Origin of the sequence: Streptomyces sp. NPDC016459, from assembly GCF_040632845.1 — a bacterium.
Classification (GTDB): domain Bacteria; phylum Actinomycetota; class Actinomycetes; order Streptomycetales; family Streptomycetaceae; genus Streptomyces.
In genome coordinates this window covers 59,277-85,237 of record NZ_JBEYCR010000010.1, presented here as the reverse complement: position 1 = coordinate 85,237, position 25,961 = coordinate 59,277, and the positions used below count along the sequence as shown (strand labels likewise).

Sequence of the window (25,961 nt, the reverse complement as noted above, 5' to 3'; positions counted from 1 at the left end):
TCGCCGTTCTCCGTGTGGGGAGCGGCGTCTTTCCGCACGGCGCATCCGACGTGCCGAGTGGCGCCGCAGCGGTCCTGTGCGGACCAGGGGGTGTCTGACACATGATCACCGCGCGGGGATGTGCATGCCCGGTCGCCTTGCCTTGCCGTACGGGCGTCGGCCCGTGAGTCTGGGTGGGTGCCGGGCCACTCCGACCTGCCAGGACCTGCACAGCGGCTTGTCTGTCCGTCTCATCAGGAGGTACTCATGAGGATGCTCATCAACGTTCCCGAGACCGTGGTCGCCGACGCGCTGCGGGGGATGGCGGCCGCTCATCCCGAGCTCACCGTCGACGTCGAGCGGCGGGTCGTGCTGCGGCGGGACGCGCCCGTGGCGGGGAAGGTCGCGCTGGTCTCCGGCGGCGGGTCCGGGCACGAGCCGTTGCACGGGGGGTTCGTGGGGCCCGGGATGCTGGCGGCCGCCTGCCCCGGGGAGGTGTTCACGTCTCCGGTGCCCGATCAGATGGTGCGGGCCGCGGCGGCCGTCGACAGCGGCGCCGGGGTGCTGTTCGTCGTCAAGAACTACACCGGTGACGTGCTGAACTTCGAGATGGCGACGGAACTCGCGGAGGACGAGGGCATCCAGGTCGCCAAGGTCCTCGTCGACGACGACGTCGCCGTGACGGACAGTCTGTACACGGCGGGCCGGCGTGGCACCGGCGGCACGCTCTTCGTGGAGAAGATCGCGGGCGCTGCCGCCGAGGAGGGCGCGCCCCTCGAACGGGTGGAGGCGATCGCCCGCCTGGTCAACTCACGCTGCCGGTCTTTCGGCGTGGCCCTGGGCGCGTGCACCACCCCCGCCAAGGGAAGCCCCACCTTCGACCTGCCGGCCGGGGAACTGGAGTTGGGCATCGGCATCCACGGCGAGCCGGGCCGTGAGCGGCGGCCCATGATGACCTCCCGGGAGATCGCGGACTTCGCCGTCGACGCCGTCGTCGAGGACCTCCGCCCGTCCGGGCCGGTGATCGCGCTGGTCAACGGCATGGGCGCGACCCCGCTCCTGGAGCTGTACGGCTTCAACGCCGAGGTGCAGCGCGTGCTGGGCGAGCGGCGCGTGCCGGTGGTCCGTACCCTAGTCGGGAACTACGTGACCTCGCTGGACATGGCCGGCTGCTCGGTGACGCTGTGCGAGGTGGACGAGGAACTCCTCCGCCTCTGGGACGCTCCCGTGCAGACGCCCGCGCTGCGCTGGGGTCGGTGAGACGAGGGATGGGAGAGGGGACCGGCATGACGGAGGACTTCGGCGCGGACTTCCTGGTGCGCTGGCTGACCGCGGTGGCCGAGGCCGTCGACCGTGAGGCGGACCGGCTCACCGAGCTCGACTCGGCCATCGGCGACGCCGACCACGGGGCCAATCTGAGGCGGGGGTTCACCGCCGTCACCGAGACCCTGGCCGAGGAGTCGCCGGCGACACCGGGCGCGGTGCTGACCGTCGCCGGACGGCAGCTGATCTCCACCGTGGGGGGCGCGTCGGGACCGCTGTACGGCACGCTGCTGCGTCGTACCGGCAAGACCCTCGGCGACGACGAGCGGGTCACCCGGGCACGGTTGGCGGAGGCGCTCGGCTCCGGCGTGACGGCCGTGTCGCAGCTGGGCGGCGCGCAGGCGGGCGACAAGACGATGCTGGACGCGCTCCTCCCGGCCGTGGAGGGCCTGCGGGAGTCGTTCGAGGCGAGCCGCGCCGCCGCCGAGGAGGGCGCTCTCGCGACCGTACCGCTGCGGGCGCGCAAGGGCAGGGCCAGCTATCTGGGTGAGCGGTCGGTGGGGCATCAGGACCCGGGGGCGACCTCGTCCGCGCTGCTGTTCACCGCGCTGGACGACACCGCGCGTGCGGAGGGGGCGTCATGAGCGGCGGGAGCCGGGGCGGGCCGGTCCGCGACGGTTCCGTGCGGGTCGGCATCGTGCTCGTCTCGCACAGTGCCGCCGTCGCGACCGCAGTGGCCGAGCTGGCCAGAGGGCTGTCCGGTGGCGGCGACCTGGCGCCGATCGTCCCCGCCGGCGGGACTCCGGACGGTGGTCTGGGGACGAGTTCCGGGCTGATCTGCGAGGCGGCGAAGGCCGCGGACCGGGGCTCGGGAGTGGCGATCATGGTCGACCTGGGGAGCGCGGTGCTCACCGTGAAAACGTTGCTCGCCGAGGGCGACGAGCTTCCCGAGGGCTCCCGTCTGGTGGACGCGCCGTTCGTCGAGGGCGCGGTCGCCGCGCTGGTCACGGCGAGCGCGGGAGCGGACCTCGACGCGGTGGTGGCGGCGGCGTCGGAGGCGTACGCCTACCGCAAGGAGTGACAGCGCTGTGTGAGCGAGAAGCCGCGCCGGGTGGCGACCGTGTTGTGATGTACCTGGTCAACACACTAGTGTCGCAGGGCCTTGGTGTTCGGGAAACCGGTGCAGTACCGGTGCGGCCCTCGCCACTGTGATCGGGAGGTCCGGCTCCACCCCCGCGGGATGTCACCCTCGGGGAAGCCACTGGACCGCGATGGGAGACCGTCGTGGTGTGGGAAGGCGGAGTCCGGGCGTATGACCGTCAGCCAGGAGACCGGCCAGGGTGCGTTGTCCATCCACGAGGTGCTGGAGAGGGTCTCCCAACCATGCATATAGCCGAGGGGTACCTACCCCCTGTGCACGCGGCCGCCTGGGGCGTCGCGTCCGCACCGTTCATCGTCCACGGGGTCCGCGCGCTGACCCGCGAGGTACGGTCCAACCCCGAGTCCACTCTTCTGCTCGGCGCCGCCGGCGCCTTCACCTTCGTCCTCTCGGCTCTCAAACTGCCGTCCGTGACCGGTAGTTGTTCCCATCCGACCGGTACGGGTCTGGGCGCGATCCTGTTCCGGCCGCCGATCATGGCGGTCCTGGGGACGATCACCCTGCTCTTCCAGGCCCTGCTGCTCGCCCACGGAGGGCTCACCACGCTCGGCGCGAACGCCTTCTCGATGGCGATCGTCGGGCCCTGGGCGGGTTACGGCACGTACCGGCTGCTGCGCCGGTCCGGTACGCCGCTGATGGTCGCCGTCTTCTTCGGCGCGTTCGTCGCCGACCTGTCGACGTACTGCGTGACCAGTGTGCAGCTGGCGCTCGCCTTCCCGGACCCGGGCAGCGGTGTGGCCGGGGCGCTCGCCAAGTTCGGCGGGATCTTCGCCGTGACGCAGATTCCGCTGGCCGTGAGCGAGGGCCTGCTGACCGTGCTCGTGATGCGGCTGCTCACGCAGTCCAGCAAGGGCGAACTGATCCGGCTCGGCGTCCTCGCCGGGCGGACGGCGGAGCAACGCGAGGAGGCGGCCGCGCGATGAGCCGGAACGCGAAGATCAACGCCCTGTTGCTGCTCGTCGTCGCGGCGCTCGCGGTACTGCCGCTGGCGCTGGGGCTCGGGGATCACAAGGAGGAACCGTTCACCGGGGCGGACGCGGAGGCGGAGACCGCGATCACGGAGCTCCGGCCGGACTACGAGCCGTGGTTCACGCCGCTGTACGAGCCGCCGTCCGGGGAGGTCGAGTCCGCGCTGTTCTCGCTCCAGGCGGCGCTGGGCGCCGGTGTCCTCGCGTACTACTTCGGTCTGCGGCGAGGGCGGAGGCAGGGCGCCGCACGGGCCGGGGCGACCGGGGCGGACGGGGCCGCCGGGGCTGCTGAGGCATCGGGGGTCGTCGGGCCTGCTGGGGTCTCTGGGCCTGCTGGGGCCGCCGGGCCTGCTGGGGCTGCCGGGGAGGTCGGGGTCTCCGGGGCTGCTGAGGCCTCCGGGGTCGCCGAGGCCGCTGAGCCTGCTGGGGCCGCTGAGCCCGCTGGGGCATCCGAGGCCGCCGGACCTGCTGCGGCCGCTGAGCCCGCCGGGGCGTCCAGGGCTGCCGGGGGCCTCGTGGACGGTGCGGTCGCGGCGCCCGGAGCCCGGGAGCCGGGCGGCCCGGGAGTTCCGGCCGACGGGCGGGACGCGTAGCCGCCGATGCTGCCGATCGACGCGGCGGCGCACAGCAGCCGCTGGCGCCGCCGTCATCCCGCCGAGAAAGCGCTGCTCGGCTTCGGTCTGACCCTGTGCGCGGTCTGTCTGCCGCCGTGGCCGGGGGCGGTGCTCGTGGCCGCGGTCACGCTCGGGGTGCTGCTCGGGCCGGCCGGTGTGCCGGGCCGGGCGCTGTGGCGGGCGTTCCGCGTCCCGCTCGGCTTCTGTGTCACGGGCGCGGTTCCGCTGCTCTTCGAGGTGGGCGGCGCCCGGGGGCTCGTCGCGTTCGCCCCGGGAGGTCCGGTCCAGGCGGTCGAACTGCTCCTGCGGACCGCGGCGGCTTCGCTCGGAGTGCTGTTGTTCGCGTTCACCACGCCGGTCTCCGACGTCCTGCCCCGGCTCGTCCGGGCGGGGGTGCCGGCGCCGGTGGTGGACGTGGCGCTCGTGATGTACCGGATCATCTTCCTGCTGCTCGACTCGCTGTCCAGGATCCGGCAGGCCCAGGCCGCCCGGCTCGGGCACACCACCCGGGCCGCGGCCTGGCGCTCGCTCGCCGGTCTCGGCGCGACGACGTTCGTCCGGGCCTTCGACCGGGCGCAGCGCCTGCAGTCGGGGCTCGCCGGGCGGGGGTACGACGGGACACTGCGGGTGCTGGTTCCCGGGTGCGTGCCGTCGCGCCGGTTCCTCGCCGCCACGGGCGCCCTGCTCGCGGGGCTCGTCGCCCTCACCCTCGTACTGGAAAGGTTCCTGCCGTGACGTCCGTGACGCCTCCGCCGCATTCGCCGCCCGCCTCCCTTGCGGCTCCCGTGGTGGAGCTGGTGAACGCGGGCTTCGCCTACGAGGAGGGCCCGGCCGTCCTGTCGGGCGTGAACTTCCCGGTGGTGCGGGGGCGCGCGGTCGCGTTGCTCGGGCGCAACGGCAGCGGCAAGACGACCCTGCTGCGGCTGCTGAGCGGCGGGCTTCGCTGCGGGAGCGGTTCGCTGGTCCTGGACGGGGCGGAGGTGGCGTACGACCGGAAGGGGCTGACCCGGCTGCGGACCACCGTGCAGCTGGTGACGCAGGATCCGGACGACCAGCTGTTCGCCGCCTCGGTCGGCCAGGACGTGTCGTTCGGTCCGATGAACCTGGGGCTGCCCGAGGACGAGGTGCGGGTGCGGGTCCAGGAGGCCCTGGAGGCGCTGGACATCGTGGCCCTGGCGGACCGGCCGACGCATCTGCTGTCGTACGGGCAGCGCAAGCGGGCCGCGATCGCGGGAGCCGTCGCGATGCGGCCGAAGGTGCTGATCATGGACGAGCCGACGGCCGGGCTCGACCCGCACGGGCAGGAACGGCTGCTCGACGCGCTCCGGCGGCTTCGGGAGGCCGGGACGACGGTCCTCATGGCGACGCACGACGTCGACCTGGCGCTGCGGTGGGCGGACGAGGCGGCGGTGCTCTCCCCCGCCGGTCTGCGCACGGGTCCGGTCGCCGAGCTGCTCGCGGACGACGCGCTGCTCGACGCGGCCCGGCTGCGACGGCCCTGGGGCACGGCCGTGGCCAGGCTGTTGCGGGCACGGGGCCTGCTGGCCGCGGACGCGCCGGAGCCGCGGACGCCGGAGGACCTCGACGTGCTGCTTGAGGCGGCGGCACGGCCGGTGACCGAGTAGCCGAGTAGAGGCGCCCGTGTCGCGGAAGGTGGAGCCGTTGCAGCCACCAAATGACGGGCGCTCCTGTTACCGAGTAGTACACATCACGTCCCCGACCTTCTGCAACTAGTTGCATAACAGGAAGGGGTCCCCTACAACTGAGGGCGACCATCCCGCGCGAGGAGGCGCCCCATGACCCCGTACCCGCACCTGCTGAGCCCGCTCGACCTCGGGTTCACCACCCTGCCCAACCGGGTGATCATGGGCTCGATGCACGTCGGCCTCGAAGAGACCGAGCACGGCTTCGAGCGCATGGCCGCCTTCTACGCCGAGCGGGCACGCGGCGGTGTGGGCCTCATCGTCACCGGCGGCATCGCGCCCAACGACGCCGGGCGCCCGTGGGACGGCGGGGCCAAGCTCACCACCGCCGACGAGGTCGCCGAGCACCGGCTGATCACCGACGCCGTGCACGGCGCCGGCGGCCGGATCGCGATGCAGATCCTGCACTTCGGCCGGTACGCGTACCACCCCGCCCTCGTCGCGCCCAGCGCCCTCAAGGCCCCGATCAGCCCCTTCGTACCGAACGAGCTGACCGACGCCGAGGTCGAGCAGACCGTCGAGGACTACGCACGCTGCGCCGAACTCGCCAAGGAGGCCGGTTACGACGGCGTCGAGGTGATGGGCTCCGAGGGCTACCTCATCAACGAGTTCATCGCCTCCGCCACCAACCAGCGCACCGACCGGTGGGGCGGCTCCTACGAGAACCGCGTCCGCTTCCCGCTGGAGATCGTCCGCCGCATCCGCGAGCGCGTCGGCGAGGACTTCATCCTCGTCTACCGCCTCTCCATGCTGGACCTCGTCCCCGGCGGCTCCACCCTGGAGGAGGTCGTCCGCCTGGCCAAGGAGATCGAGGCCGCGGGCGCCACCATCATCAACACCGGCATCGGCTGGCACGAGGCGCGCATCCCCACCATCGCCACCTCCGTGCCGCGCGGGGCCTACACCTGGGTGACGAAGAAGCTGATGGGCGAAGTCTCCGTACCGCTCGTCACCAGCAACCGCATCAACACGCCCGAGGTCGCCGAGGAGATCCTCGCCGACGGACGCGCCGACCTGGTCTCGCTGGCCCGCCCCTTCCTCGCGGACCCGGACTTCGTCGCCAAGGCCACGGCCGGGCGCGCCGACACCATCAACACCTGCATCGGCTGCAACCAGGCCTGCCTCGACCACACCTTCAACCTGAAGATCACCTCCTGCCTGGTCAACCCGCGCGCGTGCCACGAGACCGAGCTGGTCCTCTCCCCCACCCGCCGCGCCAAGCGGATCGCCGTCGTCGGCGCCGGCCCGGCCGGCCTCGCCTGCGCGGTGTCGGCCGCCGAGCGCGGCCACTCGGTGACCCTCTTCGACGCCGCCGACGAGATCGGCGGGCAGCTGAACGTCGCCAAGCGGGTCCCCGGCAAGGACGAGTTCCACGAGACGCTGCGCTACTTCCGCGTGCAGCTCGCCGAGCGCGGGGTCGACGTGCGCCTCGGCACCCCGGTCGCCGCCACCGACCTGGACGGCTACGACGAGGTCGTCGTCGCCACCGGCGTCTCCCCCCGCACCCCCGCCATCGCGGGCGTGGACCACCCGAGCGTCGTCAGCTACCTGGACGTGCTGCGGGACGGCGCGCCCGTCGGCGAGCGCGTCGCGATCATCGGCGCGGGCGGCATCGGCTTCGATGTCGCGGAGTTCCTCACGGACGGCGGCGAGGGCGCGAGCCAGGACCCCGAGACGTACTTCCGCCAGTGGGGTGTGGACACCTCGTACGAGAACAGGGGCGGGCTGCGGGCCCCCGAGCGCGCCGCGCCGCCTCGTCAGGTGCACCTGCTCCAGCGCAAGGAGACCAAGGTGGGCGCGGGCCTCGGCAAGACCACGGGCTGGATCCACCGCACGGAGCTCAAGCACCGGGGCGTGGCGATGGTGGCGGGCGTGTCGTACGACCGGATCGACGACGAGGGCCTGCACGTCACGATCGGCGGCGAGGCGCAGCTGCTGCCGGTCGACACGGTCGTGCTCTGCGCCGGGCAGGAGCCGCGCCGGGACCTGTACGAGGAGCTGGTGGCGGCGGGCCGGGTGGCGCACCTGATCGGCGGGGCGGACGTCGCCGCCGAGCTGGACGCCAAGCGGGCCATCGACCAGGGCACCCGGCTCGCGGCCACCCTGTGATCGCCGTGGCCGGCCGCTCCTAGGATGCGTGCATGTCCCTCCCGCACGCGATCCTGACCGCGCTGCTCGAGAAGCCGTCCTCCGGCCTCGAACTGACGCGCCGCTTCGACAAGTCGATTGGTTACTTCTGGTCGGCCACGCACCAGCAGATCTACCGCGAGCTGGGCAGGCTGGAGCAGGCGGGGCACATCCGTGCCCTGCCCACCCCGGTCCCGACGCGGGGGCAGCGCAAGGAGTACGAGGTGCTGCCCGCGGGCCGCGCCGAACTCGGCACCTGGGTCGCGCGGTCGGAGGACCCGAAGCCGATGCGGGCCGCCCTGCTGCTGCGGATGCGGGCGGCCGCCGTGGTCGGCGCGGCGGGACTGCGCGCGGAGCTGTCCCGTCATCTCGTCCTGCACCGGGAGCAGTTGGAGGAGTACCTGAGAATCGAGACCCGGGACTTCCCGGCGGAGCGCCGCAGCACGGAGCCCGACCGCCTGCGCCATCTCGTCCTGAGGGGCGGGATCGACATGGAGCGCTTCTGGGTGGAGTGGCTGACGAGCGCGCTCGCGGAGCTGGGGACGCCCGACCCGGCCTGATCCGGGCCTGGTCCCGGCTTGGCCCGAGCCTGATCCGGGCTTGCTCCGAACCTGATCCGAGTCTGATCCGATCTGGCCCGGCCCCCGTCCGGCCCGGCCCAGGCCGAGGTGTCCGCCCCGCCCACTGGCGCGATCCGCGCGCGGCCGAAACCGTACGGCCATGTCCGGGGCGCGGGTGACGGGACGCGACCGTGAGCGTACCGGCGTGGATACTGGGCCGTCGGAGTTCCACGACACGAAAGGGCGCACATGGCCGACGACTTGGGGCACCGCGTGACACGTCACGCGGTGGTCATCGGGGGAAGTCTCGCCGGGCTGCTTGCCGCTCGGGTGCTGGCCGAGCACGCGGAGCGGGTGACGGTCGTCGAGCGCGACCGCCTCCCGGAGGGGCCGGAGGCGCGGCCGGGCGTGCCGCAGGGCCGGCACCTGCACGTCCTGATCGCCGGCGGACAGCAGGCGCTCGACGAGCTGCTTCCCGGGTTCATGGACGAGCTGCACGCGCTCGGTGCGCCCAAGGTGGGTGTCCCCGAGGACATGGTCCAGTGGCAGAACGGGCAGTGGTTCAGCCGGACGGCGGCGACCGCGCACTTCTACGCCGGCCCGCGTCCCCAGCTGGAGTGGCTGGTGCGGCAGCGGGTGCTCGCCGACCCGCGCATCGAGCTGATCGAGGGGACGGAGACGGTGGGCCTGACCGGCGACTCCGCGCGCGTCCGGGGGGTACGGCTGCGTCAGCGCGGCGCGGGGACCGACAAGCAGCCGCGGACCCTCGCGGCCGATCTGGTGGTGGACGCGTCGGGGCGGTCCACGAAGGCGGCCGACTGGCTGGCGGACATCGGCGCGGAGGCCGCGCACGAGGAGATCCTGGACACCGGTCTGGCGTACGGCACCCGGGTCTACCGGGCTCCGGCCGGAGACGCGGGGACCGACGCGACCGGCTACTACATCGTGCCCGGTCCGGCCCAGGTGTACGGCGGCGTGGTGCTGCCCCTCGGCGACGGACGGCACCTGGTGACCCTGTCGGGGCTGCGCGGTGACGAACCGCCGACGGAGGAGGGCGCGTTCGAGGAGTACGCGAAGCGGTTGCCGCATCCGGTGGTCAGCGACTGGCTGGCGCGGGCCGAACCGGAGTCCCCGGTGTACGGATTCCGCGGCACCGCAAACATCCGGCGGCGGTACGACCGTCCCGGGCGCCGCCCGGCCGGGTTCCTCGCCACCGGCGACGCGCTGTGCGCCTTCAACCCCATCTACGGGCAGGGGATGGCGGTCGCCGCTCTCGGCGCGGTGGCGCTGCGACGGGCGCTCGCCGACCCCCGGCGCACCCCGACCACCCGGCAGGTGCAGCGCGCGCTGCTCGACGCTTCGCGGCAGGCCTGGGACATCTCGGCGGGCGCCGACAAGAAGATGCCCGGCGCGACCGGTGACGCGGCCCGGCCGGGGCCGCTGGACAAGGCCGTCGGCTGGTATCTGAGCCGGGTGCAGGCGCGGGCCGCGGGTGATCCGACGGTGGGGGCGCCGTTCCGTGCGGCGCTCACCCTGACCGCCCCCCTGACCTCGCTCTTCGCGCCGCCGGTGGCGCGGGCGGTGCTCTTCGGACCTGTGACCGACACACCGGCGGAACCGCCGCTGCGCCGCGACGCCCAGCCAGGCGTCGTCCCGGGCGAACCGGAAGCGGACCGGGATCTTGATCATGCTTGACTTCCCCTCGTTCACATCCACACACCGGTGCGGATGACTCACGAAGGAAACAGGCATGTTGAAGCCGATACGCCTCGCGCTGGCGGCGCTGCTCACCGCTGTCAGCGCCGTGGCGCTGGCCGCGCCGCCGGCCGTAGCCGCCGACCCGACGGTGCCCCCGTCGTCGGCGGGACAGAGATGGGCGCTGAAGGTCAGCGGTCACTACGTGACCGTGTCCGCCGGGCCGAACGGTGACACGAAGCTCAGGGCCAACCCGGAGGCCACCACGGCCAAGGGCTGGGAGCTCTTCACCCTGCACACCGACTACCTCGCGGACGTGAAGAAGTACGGGACGACGGTCAGCTTCCGCTCGGAGGCCACCGGCAACTACGTGACGGCGGAGGGTGACGCCGACGCGTCCTTGCTGCGCACCCGTGGGACGACCACCGGAACCTGGGAGCGCTTCAGGCTGAAGCCCCTGGCCGGAGGCGCCTTCGGCCTGCTGGCCCACAACGGCAGGTACGTGGCGGCGGAGCTCGGCACGTACCCCGACCGCGGGCTGCTGCGCGCCCGTACGTCCGTCTCCGATCCCCAGGCCCTCGGTTCCTGGGAGCGCTTCACCCTGGAGAAGATCGGCACGGAGGGCGCCTCCACCGGGAACATGCCCGCGCCCACCGCCCAGGCCCCGAGGGAGCGCGACGTCGTCTCGTGGAACGTCTGCGCCAACAACAACCTCGCCCCCGAGTGCGGTCTGAAGTACGCCACGCCCGCGACCGTCGCCGACAAGGTCTCGACCGCTCTCCACGCCGCCATGGGCACCAGGCGGCCCGACGCGATCTTCTTCCAGGAGATCTGCGAGAAGTCCGCCCTGCCCCTGGAGCTGGAGCTGGAGAGGTGGGCCGGACCCCTGGACGTCCGGTTCATGCCGACGTACTACAGCGTGGCCACCGCGTCCGACGGCACGGTCGTCCAGGCGCAGAAGAACTGCTCGGACGGCACCGACAAGGCCGACCGCGGAGCGTTCGGCATCGCCCTCGCCGTGCCCGACAGCAACACCTGGTACCAGGGCACCGTCCTGCCGTCGCCGGCCGGCACGGAGCAGCGGCCCATGCTCTGCGCGGTCGTTCCGGCCGAGGGTTCCGCCTACTGCAACGCCCACTTCAGCAGCGGTCCCTACCGCGACACCCACAACAACCTGGTCGGTGACGACATGGATCCCGACAACCAGTTCCGTCCGAAGCAGGCCGCGAAGATGGGCGAGAACGTCGACATGTTCACCGCCGGCGGATACGCCGCCTACTACGGCGGTGATCTGAACACCACCACGCAGGACGTCGCCCACCTCAGCACCCTCTACACCGGCCACCAGGAGTGCGGGCAGCCGACTCCGGGCTCACCGCCCACCGGCGAGGCCACGGACGGCGGCAACAAGATCGACTACGTCTTCGGGCCGCAGGGGCCCTCGTACTCCTGTCGTGTCGTGGACGGCGGCCTTTCCGACCACAGGATGATCCATCTGACGACCTCCTGAGGCCCTTCACGAGGGGCCCCCGGGGGCCCCTCGTTCGGCTCGGGCCGGACTCAGGCGTCCGGCGCCGCCGTCACCACGCCCGCGGCGATGGCGGCGCCGAGCGCCGCGTAGTCGTCGGCGTTCTGGCCCGCGTAGGCGAGGGCGAAGTCGGCGACGCTCCGGTCGAAGACGTCCGAGCCGCCGAGGTAGGCCGCGATCGCGACGCGGTCCCCGGAGCGGGCGTGGGCGCGGGCCAGGGCGCGGCCGCAGAGCCGCGCGTACTCCCTGAGCGCGGCCGGGGACATGGTCTCCACCTCGGCCGAGCCCCTCATGTCACGCAGTTGGCACCAGTAGAAGTGCCGTTCCTCCGGTCCGGTCATCCAGCCGAGGAAGATGTCGCTCGCGGCCTGGATCAGGCGCTGGCCGCAGACGACCCTGCGCCCCTGGTGGCTGTACGCGCTCGGGGCCAGGTACGTCTCCAGGACGGACGGGCCGGCCTCCTTGATCTGGAGGATCAGCGCGTCTTCTTCGTCCCGGCCTTCGAGGAGGAGGACGAAGCAGCGGGTGCCGACGCCCCCGACCCCGACGACCTTGCGGGCGGCGTCGCGGAAGCGGTAGCGGTCGAGGAGCACGCGCCGCTCCTCGGCGAGCGAGCTGCGGTAGTCGCTGAAGACCTTGCCGAGGGTGACGCGGTCGATGTCCGTGGTGCGTTCGAGCAGCGGCGGGTCGTCCACGATGTGCCGGACTCCGGCCGGGTCGGCCTCGGTCAGCGCGGCCAGGGCCTGCAGGCTGGTGCGGCGGCGGGCGCGGGCGAGCCGGTCGGCGAAGCGGGCACGGTCGTCGCGGCGGACCAGGGGGGCGAGTTCGTCGGCGGCGATCCGTTCGTACCAGACGGTGAGCTCACCGAGGCCGGCGAGGCGGCGCACGGTCGTCCGGTACGACTCGGTGGCCAGGAGGGCCGCCCGGTGGGCCTTGGGAGTGGTGCTGCCGTTCTGGAGGGCGGCGACGGCGACGCTGGCGGCGAGCCGCTTCACGTCCCACTCGAAGGGGCCGGGAAGCGTCTCGTCGAAGTCGTTCACATCGAAGAGCAGCGTCCGTTCGGGTGAGGCGTAGAGGCCGAAGTTGAGGAGGTGGGCGTCGCCGCAGAGCTGCACGGTGAGCCCGGTGTGGCGCAGGGCGGCGAGGTCGGCGGCCATGACCGCGGCGCCGCCGCGGAAGAAGGCGAAGGGGGAGGTCACCATCCGGCCGTAGCGGAGCGGGACGAGGTCGGGCAGCCGGTCCCGGGACTGGCCATCGAGGACGTCGATCGGGTGGGGGCGCTGGGAGCTGGGTATCCAGCGGCCGTGGGAGGAGCGCGGGACGCGTTTGCGGGCCGCCCTGCCCCGAGCGGCGCGCTCCGACGGTGTCGTCATCCGGCCTCACCCGCCTCTTCCGCCGCCGCGGCCTCGTCCCCGTCACCTGGTACCTCATTACAAGGCGCGGCGTTCGTTTCGGCCACTCTGCCGAAGTGGTCTAGTAAAATGGTTTAGACCAATGGTAGGAATTGATCACCCACACGGCCCATGCGGTCACGCTGAGCGAAGAGAGGGTCTGATCATGGCCGAGCCCGATTCCGAAGCGCCGGCGGAGGCGCCGCTGTATCTCCGGGTCGCCGCCGCGCTGCGCGAGGATCTCGCACACCGGCGCATCTCCCCCGGCAGCCGGCTCCCTTCGGAACGATCCCTGTCCCAGCGGTACCACGTCAACCGGCAGACCGTACGCAGCGCGCTCCAGCTCCTGCGCGACGAACGGCTCGTGGTCACCGACCGGCGCGGCACCTTCGCCGCCGCCGGAGCGGGGGGCGAGCCGAGTGTCCCGGCCCTCACGGCCCTGCGGCCGACGTTCCCCGGCGGTCCCCGCGCGGCGGAGGCCCTGGTCCGGGCCTCCCTCGCCTGGGAGCCCGCGCCCACCCCGCTGGTGCCCCGACTGCTGCTCGCCCCGGGCGAGCCGACGCTCGTCCACCGGCACGTCGTGCTCGGGCCGCAGGGCGCGGCGCTCCAGCGGGCGGTCTCGTGGTTCTCGCGGCGGGCGGTCACCGAGATCCCCCAGCTGTCGCGGTACCGGCGGTGCCGGGACAGCCGTCAACAGCCGGATCTGCGGCTGCTCTACCACTGGATGCACCAGGCGGGGCTGCGGATCACCCACCGGGAGTCGGTCGGCGTCCCGCCGGGTCCGGCCGCGACGACGGCCGGCGGCGCGGCCCGGCTGCTCGTCCACCGGGTGGTGAGCGATCAGCACGGGCACGCCCTGGAGATCACGGACATCGACTTCTCGGCCCAGTCGGCGGCCTGGACCTACGAGTTCAGCGCCTGAGAGGGCTCCTGGTCCCCGCCCGGTGGCGCGGCCACGCGGCGGGGACCGGGCGTCGTCAGACGATGCCCTCGGAGATCTCCGCCTCCTCGCGCGCGGTGCCGTACGCCGTCGGTGTCCCGTACGAGCGGCGGGCGACGTACCACCAGACGCTGGCCAGGACGAGGACGACGGCGAGCGCGATCACGGCGTAGTTCATGGTGTCGACCGTCACCGGGGACTTCTGCGGCAGGCAGAAGAGCACGGTGACGATCGCCACCCAGACGACGGCGGTCCAGCCGATCGGCCTGCTCCAGCGGCCCAGGCTCCACGGACCGGGGACGAACCGGTCTCCGGCGCGCAGCCGCAGATAGATCGGGATGGCGTAGGCGGGCGTGATGCCGATGACGTTGATCGCGGTGACGGCGCCGTAGGCGGTGGCGGAGTACAGCGAGGGGACGGCGAGCAGCGCGGCGACCGCCACCGCGAGCCAGACGGCCGGGACCGGGGTCTGGGTGCGTCCGCTGACCTTCCGCCAGATCGCCGAGCCGGGAAGGGCGTTGTCGCGGCTGAAGGCGAAGACCATCCGGCTGGCGGCGGCGACCTCGGCGTTGCCGCAGAAGAGCTGGGCGCCGATGACCACGAGCAGCAGGGCGGCGGCGCCGCCGGAGCCGAGCGCGTCGAGGAGGATCTGGGCGGGCGGGACGCCGGTGGCGCTGTTCTGCGTGGCGGCGTAGTCCTGGATGGCGAAGCTCAGTCCGGCGAGCAGGGCGAAGCCGGCGATCCAGGAGACCCAGATGGCCCGGACGATGCCCTTGGCGGCGGAGACGGAGGCGTTGGCGGTCTCCTCGGAGAGGTGGGCGGAGGCGTCGTAGCCGGAGAAGGTGTACTGGGCGAGGAGCAGGCCGATCGCGGCGACGTAGAAGGGGTTGGCCCAGCCGGTGTCGTTGACGAACTCGGTGAACACGAACCCGACGGACTGGTGCCGGTCGGGGACGATCGCGAGGGCACCGACGATGACCGCCACACCCGTCAGGTGCCACCAGACGCTGATCGAGTTCAGCACGCTGACCAGTCGGACGCCGAAGAGGTTCAGGACGGCGTGCAGCAGCAGGATCGCGAGGAAGATCAGGAAGGTGGAGCCCGCGGTGGGCTCGAATCCCCACTGGAGGTTGAGGAAGGCCCCGGTGAAGAGCGCGGCGCCGTAGTCGATGCCGGCGATCGCGCCGAGCAGACCGAGCAGGTTCAGCCAGCCGGTGTACCAGCCCCAGCGGCGTCCGCCGAGGCGGTCCGCCATGTAGTAGAGGGCGCCGGAGGTCGGGTAGGCGCTGGTGACCTCGGCCAGGGCGAGACCGACGCACAGCACGAACAGACCGACGCCGGCCCAGCCCCACAGCATGACGGCGGGCCCGCCGGCGCCCATCCCGAAGCCGTACAGGGTCATGCATCCCGAGAGGACGGAGATGACCGAGAAGCTGATCGCGAAGTTGCCGAAGCCGCCCATGCGGCGGGCGAGGACGGGCTGGTAGCCGAGCTCCCTCAGCCGCGCCTCCTCGTCCTGGGCGGCGGGGGGTGGCTTGCGTATCGCGTCGGTGGGGGCGGCCGTGCGGGACATCGGGTTCCTCCGGGGACGGGGGTGAGCGGGGTCGGGGGACGAGAACGGGGGCCCGCCCGGCGCGCGACGGGGCCACGGGTGCGCCGGGACTACGGGGTGCGCCGGCGCGTCAGCCGCCGAGACAGCGGGCGCGGGCCCGCAGGAAGACCTCTTCGGCGAGTACGCGGTCGTCCGGATGGGGAGTCCGGTACCCCCACGGCAGCGTCGTGTAGTACGGGCCGAGCGACTCGAAGACCCGGGCCGCGTCCGTGAAGCGGAGGGCGCCGAAGAGGGCGTGCGCCAGGTGGTTGAGGTCGAGCAGGGAGGCCTCGTCGGTGGCGCAGAAGAGGAACCAGGTGTCGAGGGCGCGCCGGGCGTCGCGTACGGCGTCCTCCGCGACCCAGTGGAGGTCGAGGGCGCGCTCGTGGCCCCGCTCACGGCGGTAGCGCTCGACCCGCACGTAGAGCGGGAGGGCGTGCAGGGCGGAGCCGACGGGGGCCGAGGAGGCCGCCCAGTGGGCGTAGTTGACGGCCTCGGAGAGCGGCCCTGGGCGCCGGGCGTAGACGAACTGCAGCATGCGGTGGTGCGCTTCGCGGTTGTACGGGTCGCGCTTCTCCGCCTCGGCGAGCAGGCCCCAGGGGCCGGGCGGCAGCATGGGCGCCGGCGGGGAGAGCCGGTGTTCGGCCATGCGCTGACGGCCGTCGAGGGCGGCGAGGGCGATCAGACCCACCCAGGGCACGGGGTCGGCGGGTGCGAGGTCGGTGACCTCGCGGCAGGCGGTCCCGGCCTCCTGCCAGAGTTCCCGGGTACGGGGATGGCCGGCGCGGTGGGCGCGCACGGCCCGTTCGACGGCCACCCGGCTGTGCATCACGGTGGCGGCGAGGCTGTCCGGCTGCTCGGCGCGCCAGGTGTGGACGACGTCGGTGCCGGCGGCGACGGCGGCGAGGACCTGGGTGCGCCGCGTCCAGCTGTCCCAGTCCGTCGTCTCGCCGAGGAGACGCGCCATCGCCACCCAGCGGCCGGTGCGTAAGTCCTGGACGGCGCCGCGCAGGGCGTGGTCGTGTCCCGCGGGATGGTAGACGGGCCGGAAGCCGTGCCCGGCCATCAGAGGGTGGGGCGTGGTGTGGATGACATGGGTCCTCGGTGGGTGGAGGGGGTGGTCAGTCCCCCGGGCGTCCCGGCCGTTGATCGGCGATCACTATAGAGGGCGATGGATGCGGCCGGTCCACTTTTCCGCGGGGCCGCAACTATCCGGCCAACGAACGCATCTGACGTCTCATCAGGCAAAAGCGGAGGACCTGACGGGGTCTGCCGGGGAGGCTTGACGAAGACGAGAGCGGAACGGCACCCTGACCCCTTTCGGTGATCGCTCGGTCACCGGGACGACCCAGGGACAGGAGCGGCACGATGACGGGCGGCCCGGTACTCGCCGTCGACCAGGGCACCTCGGGCACCAAGGCCCTCGTCCTGTGCCCCGAGCGCGGAGTCATCGGCACGGGTACGGCGCCGGTACGGCCCCGCTACCTGCCGGGCGGCCTGGTCGAGGTCGACCCGCGTGAGCTGTACGACTCCGTGGTCACCGCGGGACGGGCCGCGCTCGCCGACGCGGGTACGCCCGTCGTGGCCGTGGGCCTCGCCAACCAGGGCGAGACCGTCCTCGCCTGGGACCCCGCCACCAGCGAACCCCTCACCGACGCACTCGTCTGGCAGGACCGCAGGGCGGCCCCCCTCTGCGCCGGACTCGACGCCCACGCCGACCGGTTGCGGCACCTCACGGGACTACCGGTGGACCCGTACTTCGCCGCGCCGAAGATGGCCTGGATCCGCCGCCACGCCACCGGCGCCGGCGTGGTCACCACCAGCGACGCCTGGCTCGTCCAGCGGCTCACGGGCGCCTTCGTCACCGACGCGGCGACCGCAGGGCGGACCGGACTCCTCGACCTGGACACCGTCGCCTGGTCGCAGACCGCCCTCGACCTGTACGGCCTCGGCGGCGAGCGGCTTCCCCGGGTCGTGGACTGCGACACCTATGTCGGCGCCACGAGCGCCTTCGGCCCGCCGCTGCCGCTCACCGGGCTCCTGGTGGACCAGCAGGCGGCGCTGCTCGCCCAGAGCGCCGACGACCCGGCCGCCGCCAAGTGCACGTACGGTACGGGCGCCTTCCTCCTCTCCCAGACCGGGCCGCGGGCCCGACGCGCCGCCTCCGGACTCGTCAGCTGTGTCGCCTGGCGGCTCGGGGGGCAGGTCACCCACTGTCTCGACGGCCAGGTGTACACCGTCGCATCAGCCGTGCGGTGGCTCACCGACCTCGGCGTCATCGCCGGGGCTGAGCAGATCGACCCGGTCGGCGGCGCAGTGCCGGACGCCGGCGGGGTCACCTTCGTCCCCGCGCTCGCGGGGCTCGCCGCGCCCTGGTGGCGGGGTGACGTACGCGGCTCGCTCACCGGCCTCGGTCTGGACACCACGCCGGGACATCTGGTGCGCGCCCTGTGCGAGGGCATCGCCGCCCAGGTCGTCGAGCTCGCCGCGGCCGTCGCCGCCGACCGGGGCGAGCCCCTGACCTCCCTGCGCGCCGACGGCGGGCTCACGCGGTCCGCGCTGCTCATGCAGACCCAGGCGGACCTGCTGCAACTCCCGGTCGAGGTCTCCTCGTCGCCCGACGCCACGGCGCTCGGGGTGGGCGCGGTGGCCCGGCTCGGCCACGACCCGGGGCTCACGCTCCGCGAGGCCGTACCGGAGTGGAAGCCGTCGGCGGTGTACGAGCCGAGGATCTCGGGCGACGAGGCGGCGGCACGCCTCGGCCGGTTCCGTGAGGAGGTGGCGGCGGCGGTGGACCGGGCGGGGGCGGATTCCGGCGGCGGCGGTGCCTCCGACGACGGCTCCTTGTCCGGCTCCGGCTCAGGCCCGTCCGCCGGGTCCGGGTACGCGTCCGGCTCGCACTCCGGTTCCAGCACCGGCCCCGGCGCGGGCCCTGGCTCCGGGTCCGGGTACGCGTCCGGCTCGCACTCCGGTTCCAGCGCCGGCCCCGGCCCGGGCTCAGGTCGCGGCTCCGGCCCTGGCCCCGGCACGGGCTCCGGCAGCGACGGATACGGCCCCGGATGAGCGTCACCCGCACGGGTCCCCTCCCCGCCGGCTCAGACGCGGCGTACGACGTCGTGGTCGTCGGCGCCGGGGTGGTCGGATCCGCCATCGCCCGCACGCTGGCCCGCCACCCGCTGCGGGTCGCGCTCGTGGAGGCCGCGCACGACGTGGGCGAGGGGACGTCGAAGGCGAACACGGCCATCCTGCACACCGGTTTCGACGCCGCTCCCGGCACCCTCGAGGCGCGGCTCGTCCGTGACGGGCACCGGCTGCTCTCCGCGTACGCGCGGGAGACCGGCATCCCCGTGGAACCGCTCGGCGCCCTCCTCGTCGCCTGGGACGAGGAGCAGCGTGCCGCCCTCCCCCGGCTCGCGGCGAAGGCCGAGCGCAACGGACACCGCACGACCCGGCTGCTCTGCGCCGCCGAACTCGGCGCGAGGGAGCCGCACCTGGGCCGGGGCGCGCTCGCCGCGCTCGACGTGCCGGGCGAGGCGGTGATCTGCCCGTGGACGACGACCCTCGCGTACGCCACGCAGGCCGTGCGCTCCGGGGTGGACCTGCATCTCGACTGCCGGGTGGAGGAGGTGCGTCCGGGCGCTCCGTACCACCGCCTGGTGACCCGGCGCGGGGTGCTGCGGGCCCGTCACCTCGTCAACGCCTGCGGGCTCCACGCCGACGCGTTCGACGCGCTGGTCGGCCGCGAGGACTTCACCGTCACCCCGCGCCGGGGCCAGCTGCTGGTCTTCGACAAGTTCGCGCGTGACCTGGTCCGGCACATCCTGCTGCCCGTCCCCGGCCCCCTCGGCAAGGGGGTGCTCATCGCGCCGACGGTGTACGGGAACGTCCTGCTCGGGCCCACCGCCGAGGACCTGGACGACAAGACGGCGACCGGCACGACGGCCGAAGGCCTCGCCGGACTCCGCGAACAAGGCGGCCGGATCCTTCCGGCGCTTCTCGACGAGGAGGTCACTGCCGTCTACGCGGGGCTGCGGGCCGCCACCGGGCAGGAGGACTACCGGATCGCCGCGCACCCGGAGCTGCGGTACGTGACGGTGGGCGGGATCCGTTCCACCGGGCTCACGGCCTCCCTGGCCATCGCCGAGCACGTGCGCGGACTGCTCGTCGACTGCGGGCTCGCCCCGGGTCCCGAACGGCCGCTCGCCCCGGTCCGCATGCCGAACCTCGGGGAGGCCTTCGCCCGCCCGTACCGGGACGCCCGGCTCATCGCCCGCGACCCCGACTTCGGCGCGATCGTCTGCCACTGCGAGCGGGTCACCCGGGGTGAGATCCGGGCCGCGCTCACCTCGACGATCCCCCCGGCGGGCCTCGACGGGCTGCGCCGCCGCACGCGTGCGCGTGGCGGCCGCTGCCAGGGCCACCACTGCGGCGCGGAGGTACGGGCGTTGTTCGAGGGGTACGGGACGTACCGGACGGACGGGGAGGGCGCGCGGTGAACCGTACGGTCGACGTGCTCGTCGTGGGCGCGGGGCCCGCGGGGCTCGCCGCAGCCGCACACCTGGCGGCGGCGGGCGCGGGCCGCGTCGAGGTCCTGGAGCGGGACGAGGCCGCGGGCGGGGTCCCTCGGCACTGTGCCCGTACGGGATTCGGCGCGGACGCCCGGGGCCGCCCGCTGGACGGTCCGGCCTACGCGCGGCGAGCGGTGCGGGCGGCGCTGCGGGCCGGGGCGACCGTCCGTACCGGCGTGTCCGCCACCGGCTGGGCGGGGCCACTCACCCTGGACGTCACCGCGCCGACCGGGCCCGAGCGCGTCCGGGCCCGTGCGGTGGTCCTCGCGACCGGGGCACGTGAACGGCCCCGCAGCGCCAGGCTCGTACCGGGGTCGCGGCCCGCCGGGGTGCTGACCACGGGCGAACTGCAGCGGACGGTGCTCCGCTTCGGCGCCCGGCGGGAACGCTTCGGGCGGCGGGCGGTCGTCGTCGGCGGGGACCCCGTCGCCCGCGACGCCGTGCGGACACTGCGCGCGGCGGGGGTGGACGTGGTCACGGTCGTGACCGAAGCGCCGGGCCGCCGGGCCGCGTTCGGGTCCGTTCCGGTGGTCACCGGCGCGGTGGTGACGGAACTCCTCGGACGCGGGCGGCTGAGCGGGGTCGCGATCCGGGACCGTGACGGCCGTACGGGCACCCTGCGGTGCGACACCGTGGTCTTCACCGGCGACTGGATCCCTGACCACGAACTCGCCCGGGCCCGTGGGCTGCCCCTCGCTCCGGGCACGCGTGGGCCGGCGACGGACGGTGCCTTCCGCACCGCCGCGCCCGGGGTCTTCGCTGTAGGCAACCTTCTACGGGGGGTGGAACCGGCGCCGGTGGCCGCCGCGGAGGGCCGGGCGGTGGCGGCCTCCGTACGGGAGCGGCTGGCGGGCGGCCCCTGGCCCGCGCCCGGGGTGCCGGTGGTGACGGAGGGGGCGTTGCGCTGGGTGACACCCGGTCTTCTCGGCCCGGAGGCCGTCCCGCTGCTCGTCCGGCCCACGCATCTGCTCGTCCGTCCCGTCCTGACCTTTGCTCAGGACGGCGCTCCGCTCGGGCGACAACAGGTGAGCGGGGCGCTCGTTCCCTGGCGTTCGGTGCGGCTCCCGTCGCACTGGACGCGTGGGGTGGACCGGGAGGGCGGACCGGTGGTGATCGGCGCGGTGGGGTGAGACGGGGGCGCACGGGAGCGGGGCGTGCCCTCCTGCGGCGGCGGCGTCCTTCGGGGACACTGGGCGGCATGCCGGACAAACGCAGCGCGGGGCTCCTCGTCTTCCGCCGTACGACGAACGGTGGCGTCGAGGTCCTCATCGGTCATATGGGCGGGCCCTTCTGGGCCTCCCGCGAGCAGGCCGCGTGGTCGATCCCCAAGGGGGAGTACGAGCCGGACGAGGCTCCCGAGGTCGCGGCGCGCCGCGAGTTCCTCGAGGAGCTGGGGCTCCCGGCCCCCGAGGGCGCGTGGTTCGACCTCGGGGAGTCCCGGCAGCGCAGCGGAAAGGTCGTCACCGTCTGGGCCGTCGAGGGCACGCTCGACCCGGCCGAGGTCGTGCCGGGCACCTTCACCCTGGAGTGGCCGCCCACGTCGGGGGTGCTGAGTGAGTTCCCGGAGATCGACCGGGTGGGTTGGTTCACCCCGGAAGCCGCTGCTCCGCTGCTCGTAGCGGGGCAGCGGGTCTTCCTCGAACGCCTCCTGGAGCACCTCGACGGGCGGGGCTGAACGCGATTGTCAGACCCGTACGAGAGGGTGGTCAGCGCCGAACTGTCGAGAGGGAGCCCGACATGACCACGATCACCGCAAGCGAGCGCGCGGCCGCCCAGGCGTACCTGCGGCTGCTCGAATCCACCCAGGCCGTGCTGACCGATCCACAGCTCGCCCCGTACGCGGGGGTGATGCTCACGAATCCGATGGCGGAGGCGGACGAGGCGCTGCGCGCCGCGGGCCTCGCGGGGAACGAGGACCGGCTGCTGCGGCTCGTCTCGTCGCTGCGGGCCTCCCCCGCGTCCGCGTGGGGGCGCGCCGGCTGAACTCCCGGCTCCCATGCGGACCGGGGGCGGGAGCCGGCGGCGGGGGCAGGGAGCCGGTCCTCAGCCGCCCGGCCGGACGGGGAGCTTCCGGACGCTGTTCCCGACGAAGCCGGAGTGGCGGGGCAGCTCGGGTTCGGGGACGGCCAGGTCCAGCTCGGGGAAGCGGGTGAAGAGCGCCTCAAGGGCGACGGCGGCCTCCATCCGGGCGAGCGGGGCGCCCAGGCAGTAGTGGGGGCCGTGGCCGAGCGAGAGGTGCTTCACCGCGCCGGTGCGGGTGAGGTCGAAGCGGTCGGAGTCCGGGCCGTGGGCCTTCGTGTCCCGGCCCGCCGCCGAGTAGCCGGCCAGGACGGGGGTGCCCCGGGGGACGAGGGTGCCGTCGACGGTGAGGTCGCGGACGGGGTAGCGGAACGGGAAGTAGCTGACCGGGCTGTCCCAGCGGAGGGTCTCCTCCACGACGTCGGACCAGGTGGCGTGTCCTTCGGCGACCAGGGCGAGCTGGTCACGGTGGGCGCAGAGCGCCCTGACCGCGTTGGTGACCAGGTTCAGGGTGGTCTCGTGGCCGGCGACGATCAGCAGGAGCAGCGTGCCGATCAGCTCGGCCTCGCTGAGCCGGTCGCCGTCCTCGTCCCGGGCCGCGATGAGGGCGCTGGTCAGGTCGTCACCGGGGGCCGCGGCCTTGTCCGCGACGATGGAGGCGAGGAGTCCGGTGAGTTCACGGTTGGCGGCGACGGCCTGGGCGGGCTCGGTGTCGGTGGCGACGACCAGGCTGGAGAGACGGTGCAGCCGGTCCTGGTGGGCGGGGTCGACGCCGAGGAGTTCGCAGATGACGCCGAGCGGCAGCGGCAGCGCGTAGTGACGGCGCAGATCGGCCACGCCGTCGCCGGCCCTGGCGGCCTCGGCGAGTCCGTCGAGGAGCCCGGCGGTGACCGTCTCTACGCGCGGGCGGAGTTCCTCGACCCGGCGGGCGGTGAAGGCCCTGCTGACCAGGGTGCGCAGTCGGCGGTGGTCGGCGCCGTCCGCGGTGGTCATGCCGGGGACGACGGCGAAGGTACGCAGGGGCCAGCCGTCGGGTATGCGGCCTTCGGCGAGGGCGGTGAAGTGCTGTGCGCCCTTCGCGACGTCGGGGTGCGCGAGGAAGTCGCGCAGGGCGTCATGGCCGAGCACCGCCATGCCCTCGACCCCGCCGGGCAGGATCACCGGAGCCACGGCGCCCTCGGCGAGCAGTCGGGCGTTGTCGGCGTGCGGGCAGCCGCCCGCCGGGTCAAGACGGTGCGGCGGCCGGCCGGATGCGGCGCTGTGCGGTGTGTTCACGGGGGAACTCCTGACTGCGGGCGGCGGCTGGCCGGGGGTGGGGTCAGATCCTACGGTCAACCCCGGTCCGTGGGTACGGTGTCGACCACGGCGCTGTGGTCGTCGGGCCGGTCGGTGGGACCGCCCTCTGCCGAGGAGTTCGGCCAGGCCCCGGCGGGTGGCGGCCACGACGACCCGGTCACCTGGGCCGAGGACGCGCTCGGGGCGCAGCCCCCAGCCCGGGCCCCCGGCACCGGAGCGCGGACCGGCCCCGGAGGCCGTACCGGTCCCGTCAAGGGCGATGACCCGCCAGGCCCCGGCGTGGAAGGCCTGCCCCACGGTGAGGCCGTCCAGGAGCGGGTGGTCCGCGACGTCCACGGCGGCGAAGAGCAGGACGCGGCGCTCGACCGGGACGGCCCCGAGGACCTCGCCGGCCCAGCATGGCGCCGGCGAGGCCGGCAGCGGCGGTGTCGACGTCGGAGAGGACCGTGGTGGCGGCGTCGAGCTTCTCGGGGTCGAGGCCCGGTGCGGCGACGGCGGCGGCCTGGTCCAGGAGGGTTTCGAGGTGCTGGCCGAGCTTGTGGTTGTAGAGCCGGATGACGAGACGCAACCGGGGGTTGAGGCGGCGGGCGGTGAGCGCGGCCCGGATGTTGGTCTCGTCGTCCTCGTGGACGAGGGCGAGCGCGGCGGCCCGCTCCACCCCGGCGTCGGTCAGGGCCCGGCCGTCCGCCTCCGCGGCCTCGACGACGCGGAGGGTGCCGACGGGATCACCGCCGTCGGCGGCGCCGGTGGCCGCGGCGCCGGTGGCCGGGGCGGTGGTGGCGGTGCCCCGTCCGAAGAGGGCCATCGCCCGGCCCGCGCGGGCGACGGGGGTGCGCGGGGCGCCCGGCCGGTGCGGCACCAGGAGGGTGACCTGCTCCCCGTACACCTCGTGCAGTTCGCCCGCGAGGTGGTGGGCGAGGGCGTCGTCCCCGCAGACGATCATGTGCCCGTCCGGGGTCCGGCGCGGTTGCCGCTCGGTCCGGACGGCCGGTGTGCCGAACGGGCCGCCGGGGGCCCGGGGGGCCTGGCGGGGCCCGGGACGGACCCGGGGGCCGGTCCGGTGGGGGTGACTCCGGCGGCTCCGGCGGCTCCGGCGGGAAACGCGTTGCTCGGATCGGGGTGTGAGGGCACCTCACAAGGATGCCCTGCGGCACCGACAGCGCTCCCGGGAGCCCGTACCACCCGGGCGGGCTCACGACGCGCCGCCGTACGCCACACCCACTACCCCGGTCGGCGCACTCCGATCTGCGCGTCCCGCGCCGCCTTCCTACGGTGGCTGAATGATCGTCACGTCAGCTGTCCGTCATGCCGCCGCCGGTACCGCGGCGGTGCTGCTGGTGCTGCCCGCCCCCGCGGCCGCCGCGACCCCCTCGGCACGCTCCGTCTCCGTCGCCGGTGTGGTCGGGGAGCCCACCCCGCCAGCGCGGCAGTACGTCGACCCGGCACGGCTCGACCGGAGGGGCACGCAGGTGCAGCGGCTGGCCGGCGCCCCCGATGTGCCCTCGGTCTCCGCACTGTCGTGGGTGGTGGCGGACGCGTCGTCGGGAGAGGTGCTCGCCGCGCGGAACGCGCACCGGAAACTGCCGCCGGCCAGCACCCTGAAGGCGCTGTTCGCCCTCACCGCGCTCCCCCGCCACGACGCCTCCGCCCAGCACACCGTGGCCTATTCCGAGCTGACCGGGATCGGCGACGGCAGCAGCCTGGTGGGGGTGAAGGAGGGGTACACGTACAAGGTGTCGGACCTGTGGAACGGGGTGTTCCTCAGCTCGGGCAACGACGCGGTGCGCGTCCTGGCCGCGATGAACGGCGGCTGGGAGGCCACGGCCCGCCAGATGCAGGAGAAGGCCCGGTCCCTGGGCGCCCTGGACACGAACGTGGTGTCCCCCGACGGTTATGACGCCCCCGGGCAGGTGTCCTCGGCGTACGACCTCGCGGTGTTCGGCCGGGCCGGGCTCCAGGACCCGGCGTTCACCCGGTACTGCTCGACGGCGTACGCGGACTTCCCGGCGGGCTCCTGGTCGTACGGCATCGCCAACACGAACCGGCTCCTCACGGGCGCGGGCGGTGTGGCCCGCTACCCGGGGCTCATCGGGGTCAAGAACGGCTACACGAGCAAGGCGGGCAACACGCTGATCTCCGCGGCCAGGCGCGGCGGCCGGACCCTGGTCGTCACGGTGATGAACCCGCAGGGCGGTGGCGGCCTCGCCGTGTACGAGGAGGCGCGGGAACTCCTCGACTGGGGCTTCGAGGCGGCGGGACGGGTCCGGCCGGTGGGCTCGCTGCTGCCGGTACTGCCGAAGGAGACGGCCGTTCCTGACACCAGGACCGTGTCGGTGGCGCGCGGCGGGCGCGACGCGGAGGCGGTCGGCGGGGCGCCACGAGCCGGGGCGGAGGCGGCGCTCGCCTCCGCCGATGACCCGGCGGGCGACGAAGCCGCGTCTCCCGCCCTGCCCCTGGCCCTGGTGGGCTCGGCCTGCGCGGCAGCGCTCGCCCTGTGGGCCCGGCGACGCAGGACGGGCCACCGGGAGCCCTGACCTGCGCGGGGACCGGGTCCCCCGGC

The 25,961-nt window shown here is 74.0% G+C and carries 21 protein-coding genes, 2 pseudogenes and 1 riboswitch; of the genes and pseudogenes, 18 read left to right on the top strand and 5 right to left on the bottom strand.

Translation table 11 applies throughout. The features are described from left to right. The first annotated feature begins 246 nt into the window (after positions 1-246). The 11 genes and pseudogenes from dhaK (at position 247) to ABZ567_RS23230 (ending at position 11,578) form a co-directional block, all read left to right on the top strand. The gene (gene dhaK, locus ABZ567_RS23280; RefSeq protein WP_360792949.1) at positions 247-1,239 is read left to right on the top strand and encodes a dihydroxyacetone kinase subunit DhaK; all 993 of its coding nucleotides are present in this window, start codon (positions 247-249) and stop codon (positions 1,237-1,239) included. Between the two features lie 26 nt (positions 1,240-1,265). Then, entirely contained in the window at positions 1,266-1,886 is a 621-nt protein-coding gene (gene dhaL, locus ABZ567_RS23275; RefSeq protein WP_360792947.1) for a dihydroxyacetone kinase subunit DhaL, read from the top strand. Then, complete coding sequence (locus ABZ567_RS23270; RefSeq protein WP_360792945.1) at positions 1,883-2,323, top strand: PTS fructose transporter subunit IIA; 441 nt, start codon at positions 1,883-1,885, stop codon at positions 2,321-2,323. The genes dhaL and ABZ567_RS23270 overlap by 4 nt, the downstream gene beginning before the upstream one ends. A 37-nt stretch (positions 2,324-2,360) precedes the next feature. After that, positions 2,361-2,597: riboswitch (cobalamin riboswitch) on the top strand. A 28-nt stretch (positions 2,598-2,625) separates the two neighbouring features. Beyond that, entirely contained in the window at positions 2,626-3,324 is a 699-nt protein-coding gene (locus ABZ567_RS23265; RefSeq protein ID WP_360792943.1) for an energy-coupling factor ABC transporter permease, read from the top strand. After that, a pseudogene (locus tag ABZ567_RS23260) lies at positions 3,321-3,623 on the top strand (energy-coupling factor ABC transporter substrate-binding protein); the annotation flags it as partial. The gene ABZ567_RS23265 and the pseudogene ABZ567_RS23260, both read left to right, overlap by 4 nt. A 345-nt stretch (positions 3,624-3,968) precedes the next feature. Beyond that, positions 3,969-4,718 (top strand): cobalt ECF transporter T component CbiQ, encoded by a 750-nt coding sequence (gene cbiQ, locus ABZ567_RS23255; protein ID WP_360792941.1) that lies wholly within the window; start codon positions 3,969-3,971, stop codon positions 4,716-4,718. A 5-nt stretch (positions 4,719-4,723) separates the two neighbouring features. Next, complete coding sequence (locus ABZ567_RS23250; protein WP_360793216.1) at positions 4,724-5,608, top strand: ATP-binding cassette domain-containing protein; 885 nt, start codon at positions 4,724-4,726, stop codon at positions 5,606-5,608. Between the two features lie 171 nt (positions 5,609-5,779). Continuing rightward, entirely contained in the window at positions 5,780-7,795 is a 2,016-nt protein-coding gene (locus ABZ567_RS23245; RefSeq protein ID WP_360792939.1) for an NADPH-dependent 2,4-dienoyl-CoA reductase, read from the top strand. A 32-nt stretch (positions 7,796-7,827) separates the two neighbouring features. After that, positions 7,828-8,373: a PadR family transcriptional regulator gene (locus ABZ567_RS23240; RefSeq protein ID WP_360792937.1), complete on the top strand. Its 546-nt coding sequence runs from the start codon at positions 7,828-7,830 to the stop codon at positions 8,371-8,373. A 249-nt stretch (positions 8,374-8,622) separates the two neighbouring features. After that, positions 8,623-10,068: an FAD-dependent monooxygenase gene (locus tag ABZ567_RS23235; protein ID WP_360792935.1), complete on the top strand. Its 1,446-nt coding sequence runs from the start codon at positions 8,623-8,625 to the stop codon at positions 10,066-10,068. A 55-nt stretch (positions 10,069-10,123) separates the two neighbouring features. After that, positions 10,124-11,578, top strand: a complete 1,455-nt coding sequence (locus ABZ567_RS23230) for an endonuclease/exonuclease/phosphatase family protein (RefSeq protein WP_360792933.1) — start codon at positions 10,124-10,126, stop codon at positions 11,576-11,578. Between the two features lie 50 nt (positions 11,579-11,628). Here the strand turns inward: ABZ567_RS23230 and ABZ567_RS23225 are convergent, their stop codons facing one another. Further along, positions 11,629-12,969, bottom strand: coding sequence for a DUF2252 domain-containing protein (locus ABZ567_RS23225; RefSeq protein ID WP_360792931.1), 1,341 nt, complete (start codon positions 12,967-12,969; stop codon positions 11,629-11,631). 184 nt (positions 12,970-13,153) lie between these two features. On the opposite strand from ABZ567_RS23225, the gene ABZ567_RS23220 reads away from it, so the two are divergent. After that, a complete protein-coding gene (locus ABZ567_RS23220; RefSeq protein WP_360792929.1) occupies positions 13,154-13,909 on the top strand; it encodes a GntR family transcriptional regulator in 756 nt (251 codons plus the stop codon). A gap of 55 nt (positions 13,910-13,964) precedes the next feature. Here ABZ567_RS23220 and ABZ567_RS23215 read toward each other — a convergent pair whose 3' ends face one another. Both ABZ567_RS23215 and ABZ567_RS23210 read right to left on the bottom strand, forming a co-directional pair. After that, positions 13,965-15,500, bottom strand: a complete 1,536-nt coding sequence (locus tag ABZ567_RS23215) for an amino acid permease (protein WP_360792927.1) — start codon at positions 15,498-15,500, stop codon at positions 13,965-13,967. A gap of 109 nt (positions 15,501-15,609) precedes the next feature. Beyond that, a complete protein-coding gene (locus tag ABZ567_RS23210) occupies positions 15,610-16,584 on the bottom strand; it encodes a hypothetical protein (protein WP_360792925.1) in 975 nt (324 codons plus the stop codon). Positions 16,585-16,886: 302 nt separating this feature from the next. Between ABZ567_RS23210 and ABZ567_RS23205 the strand changes: the two are divergent. From ABZ567_RS23205 to ABZ567_RS23185, 5 genes and pseudogenes are all read left to right on the top strand, one after another. After that, positions 16,887-18,320, top strand: a pseudogene (locus ABZ567_RS23205) (FGGY family carbohydrate kinase); the annotation flags it as partial. Between the two features lie 257 nt (positions 18,321-18,577). Further along, positions 18,578-20,014 carry an FAD-dependent oxidoreductase gene (locus ABZ567_RS23200; RefSeq protein ID WP_360792923.1) on the top strand — a complete coding sequence of 479 codons (1,437 nt, stop codon included), beginning with the start codon at positions 18,578-18,580 and terminating at the stop codon, positions 20,012-20,014. Further along, entirely contained in the window at positions 20,011-21,216 is a 1,206-nt protein-coding gene (locus tag ABZ567_RS23195) for an FAD-dependent oxidoreductase (protein ID WP_360792921.1), read from the top strand. The genes ABZ567_RS23200 and ABZ567_RS23195 overlap by 4 nt, the downstream gene beginning before the upstream one ends. 68 nt (positions 21,217-21,284) lie before the next feature. Continuing rightward, the gene (locus ABZ567_RS23190) at positions 21,285-21,761 is read left to right on the top strand and encodes an NUDIX domain-containing protein (protein ID WP_360792919.1); all 477 of its coding nucleotides are present in this window, start codon (positions 21,285-21,287) and stop codon (positions 21,759-21,761) included. 62 nt (positions 21,762-21,823) lie between these two features. Beyond that, positions 21,824-22,069: a hypothetical protein gene (locus tag ABZ567_RS23185; protein ID WP_360792917.1), complete on the top strand. Its 246-nt coding sequence runs from the start codon at positions 21,824-21,826 to the stop codon at positions 22,067-22,069. 60 nt (positions 22,070-22,129) lie between these two features. On the opposite strand, the gene ABZ567_RS23180 is transcribed toward ABZ567_RS23185, so the two are convergent. Beyond that, positions 22,130-23,380: a cytochrome P450 gene (locus tag ABZ567_RS23180; protein ID WP_360792915.1), complete on the bottom strand. Its 1,251-nt coding sequence runs from the start codon at positions 23,378-23,380 to the stop codon at positions 22,130-22,132. Positions 23,381-23,651: 271 nt separating this feature from the next. Further along, on the bottom strand, positions 23,652-24,344 hold the full coding sequence (locus ABZ567_RS23175) for an NAD-binding protein (RefSeq protein WP_360792913.1): 693 nt from the start codon (positions 24,342-24,344) through the stop codon (positions 23,652-23,654). A 337-nt stretch (positions 24,345-24,681) separates the two neighbouring features. On the opposite strand from ABZ567_RS23175, the gene ABZ567_RS23170 reads away from it, so the two are divergent. Beyond that, positions 24,682-25,935, top strand: coding sequence for a serine hydrolase (locus tag ABZ567_RS23170; RefSeq protein ID WP_360792911.1), 1,254 nt, complete (start codon positions 24,682-24,684; stop codon positions 25,933-25,935). The last annotated feature ends 26 nt before the right edge of the window (positions 25,936-25,961 follow it).

Coding starts and splice junctions, on each gene's coding strand:
- dhaK (WP_360792949.1), top strand. CDS start 247: ATGAGGATGCTCATCAACGTTCCCGAGACCGTGGTCGCCGACGCGCTG.
- dhaL (WP_360792947.1), top strand. CDS start 1,266: ATGACGGAGGACTTCGGCGCGGACTTCCTGGTGCGCTGGCTGACCGCG.
- ABZ567_RS23270 (WP_360792945.1), top strand. CDS start 1,883: ATGAGCGGCGGGAGCCGGGGCGGGCCGGTCCGCGACGGTTCCGTGCGG.
- ABZ567_RS23265 (WP_360792943.1), top strand. CDS start 2,626: ATGCATATAGCCGAGGGGTACCTACCCCCTGTGCACGCGGCCGCCTGG.
- cbiQ (WP_360792941.1), top strand. CDS start 3,969: ATGCTGCCGATCGACGCGGCGGCGCACAGCAGCCGCTGGCGCCGCCGT.
- ABZ567_RS23245 (WP_360792939.1), top strand. CDS start 5,780: ATGACCCCGTACCCGCACCTGCTGAGCCCGCTCGACCTCGGGTTCACC.
- ABZ567_RS23240 (WP_360792937.1), top strand. CDS start 7,828: ATGTCCCTCCCGCACGCGATCCTGACCGCGCTGCTCGAGAAGCCGTCC.
- ABZ567_RS23235 (WP_360792935.1), top strand. CDS start 8,623: ATGGCCGACGACTTGGGGCACCGCGTGACACGTCACGCGGTGGTCATC.
- ABZ567_RS23230 (WP_360792933.1), top strand. CDS start 10,124: ATGTTGAAGCCGATACGCCTCGCGCTGGCGGCGCTGCTCACCGCTGTC.
- ABZ567_RS23225 (WP_360792931.1), bottom strand. CDS start 12,969: ATGACGACACCGTCGGAGCGCGCCGCTCGGGGCAGGGCGGCCCGCAAA.
- ABZ567_RS23220 (WP_360792929.1), top strand. CDS start 13,154: ATGGCCGAGCCCGATTCCGAAGCGCCGGCGGAGGCGCCGCTGTATCTC.
- ABZ567_RS23215 (WP_360792927.1), bottom strand. CDS start 15,500: ATGTCCCGCACGGCCGCCCCCACCGACGCGATACGCAAGCCACCCCCC.
- ABZ567_RS23210 (WP_360792925.1), bottom strand. CDS start 16,584: ATGGCCGGGCACGGCTTCCGGCCCGTCTACCATCCCGCGGGACACGAC.
- ABZ567_RS23200 (WP_360792923.1), top strand. CDS start 18,578: ATGAGCGTCACCCGCACGGGTCCCCTCCCCGCCGGCTCAGACGCGGCG.
- ABZ567_RS23190 (WP_360792919.1), top strand. CDS start 21,285: ATGCCGGACAAACGCAGCGCGGGGCTCCTCGTCTTCCGCCGTACGACG.
- ABZ567_RS23185 (WP_360792917.1), top strand. CDS start 21,824: ATGACCACGATCACCGCAAGCGAGCGCGCGGCCGCCCAGGCGTACCTG.
- ABZ567_RS23175 (WP_360792913.1), bottom strand. CDS start 24,344: ATGATCGTCTGCGGGGACGACGCCCTCGCCCACCACCTCGCGGGCGAA.
- ABZ567_RS23170 (WP_360792911.1), top strand. CDS start 24,682: ATGATCGTCACGTCAGCTGTCCGTCATGCCGCCGCCGGTACCGCGGCG.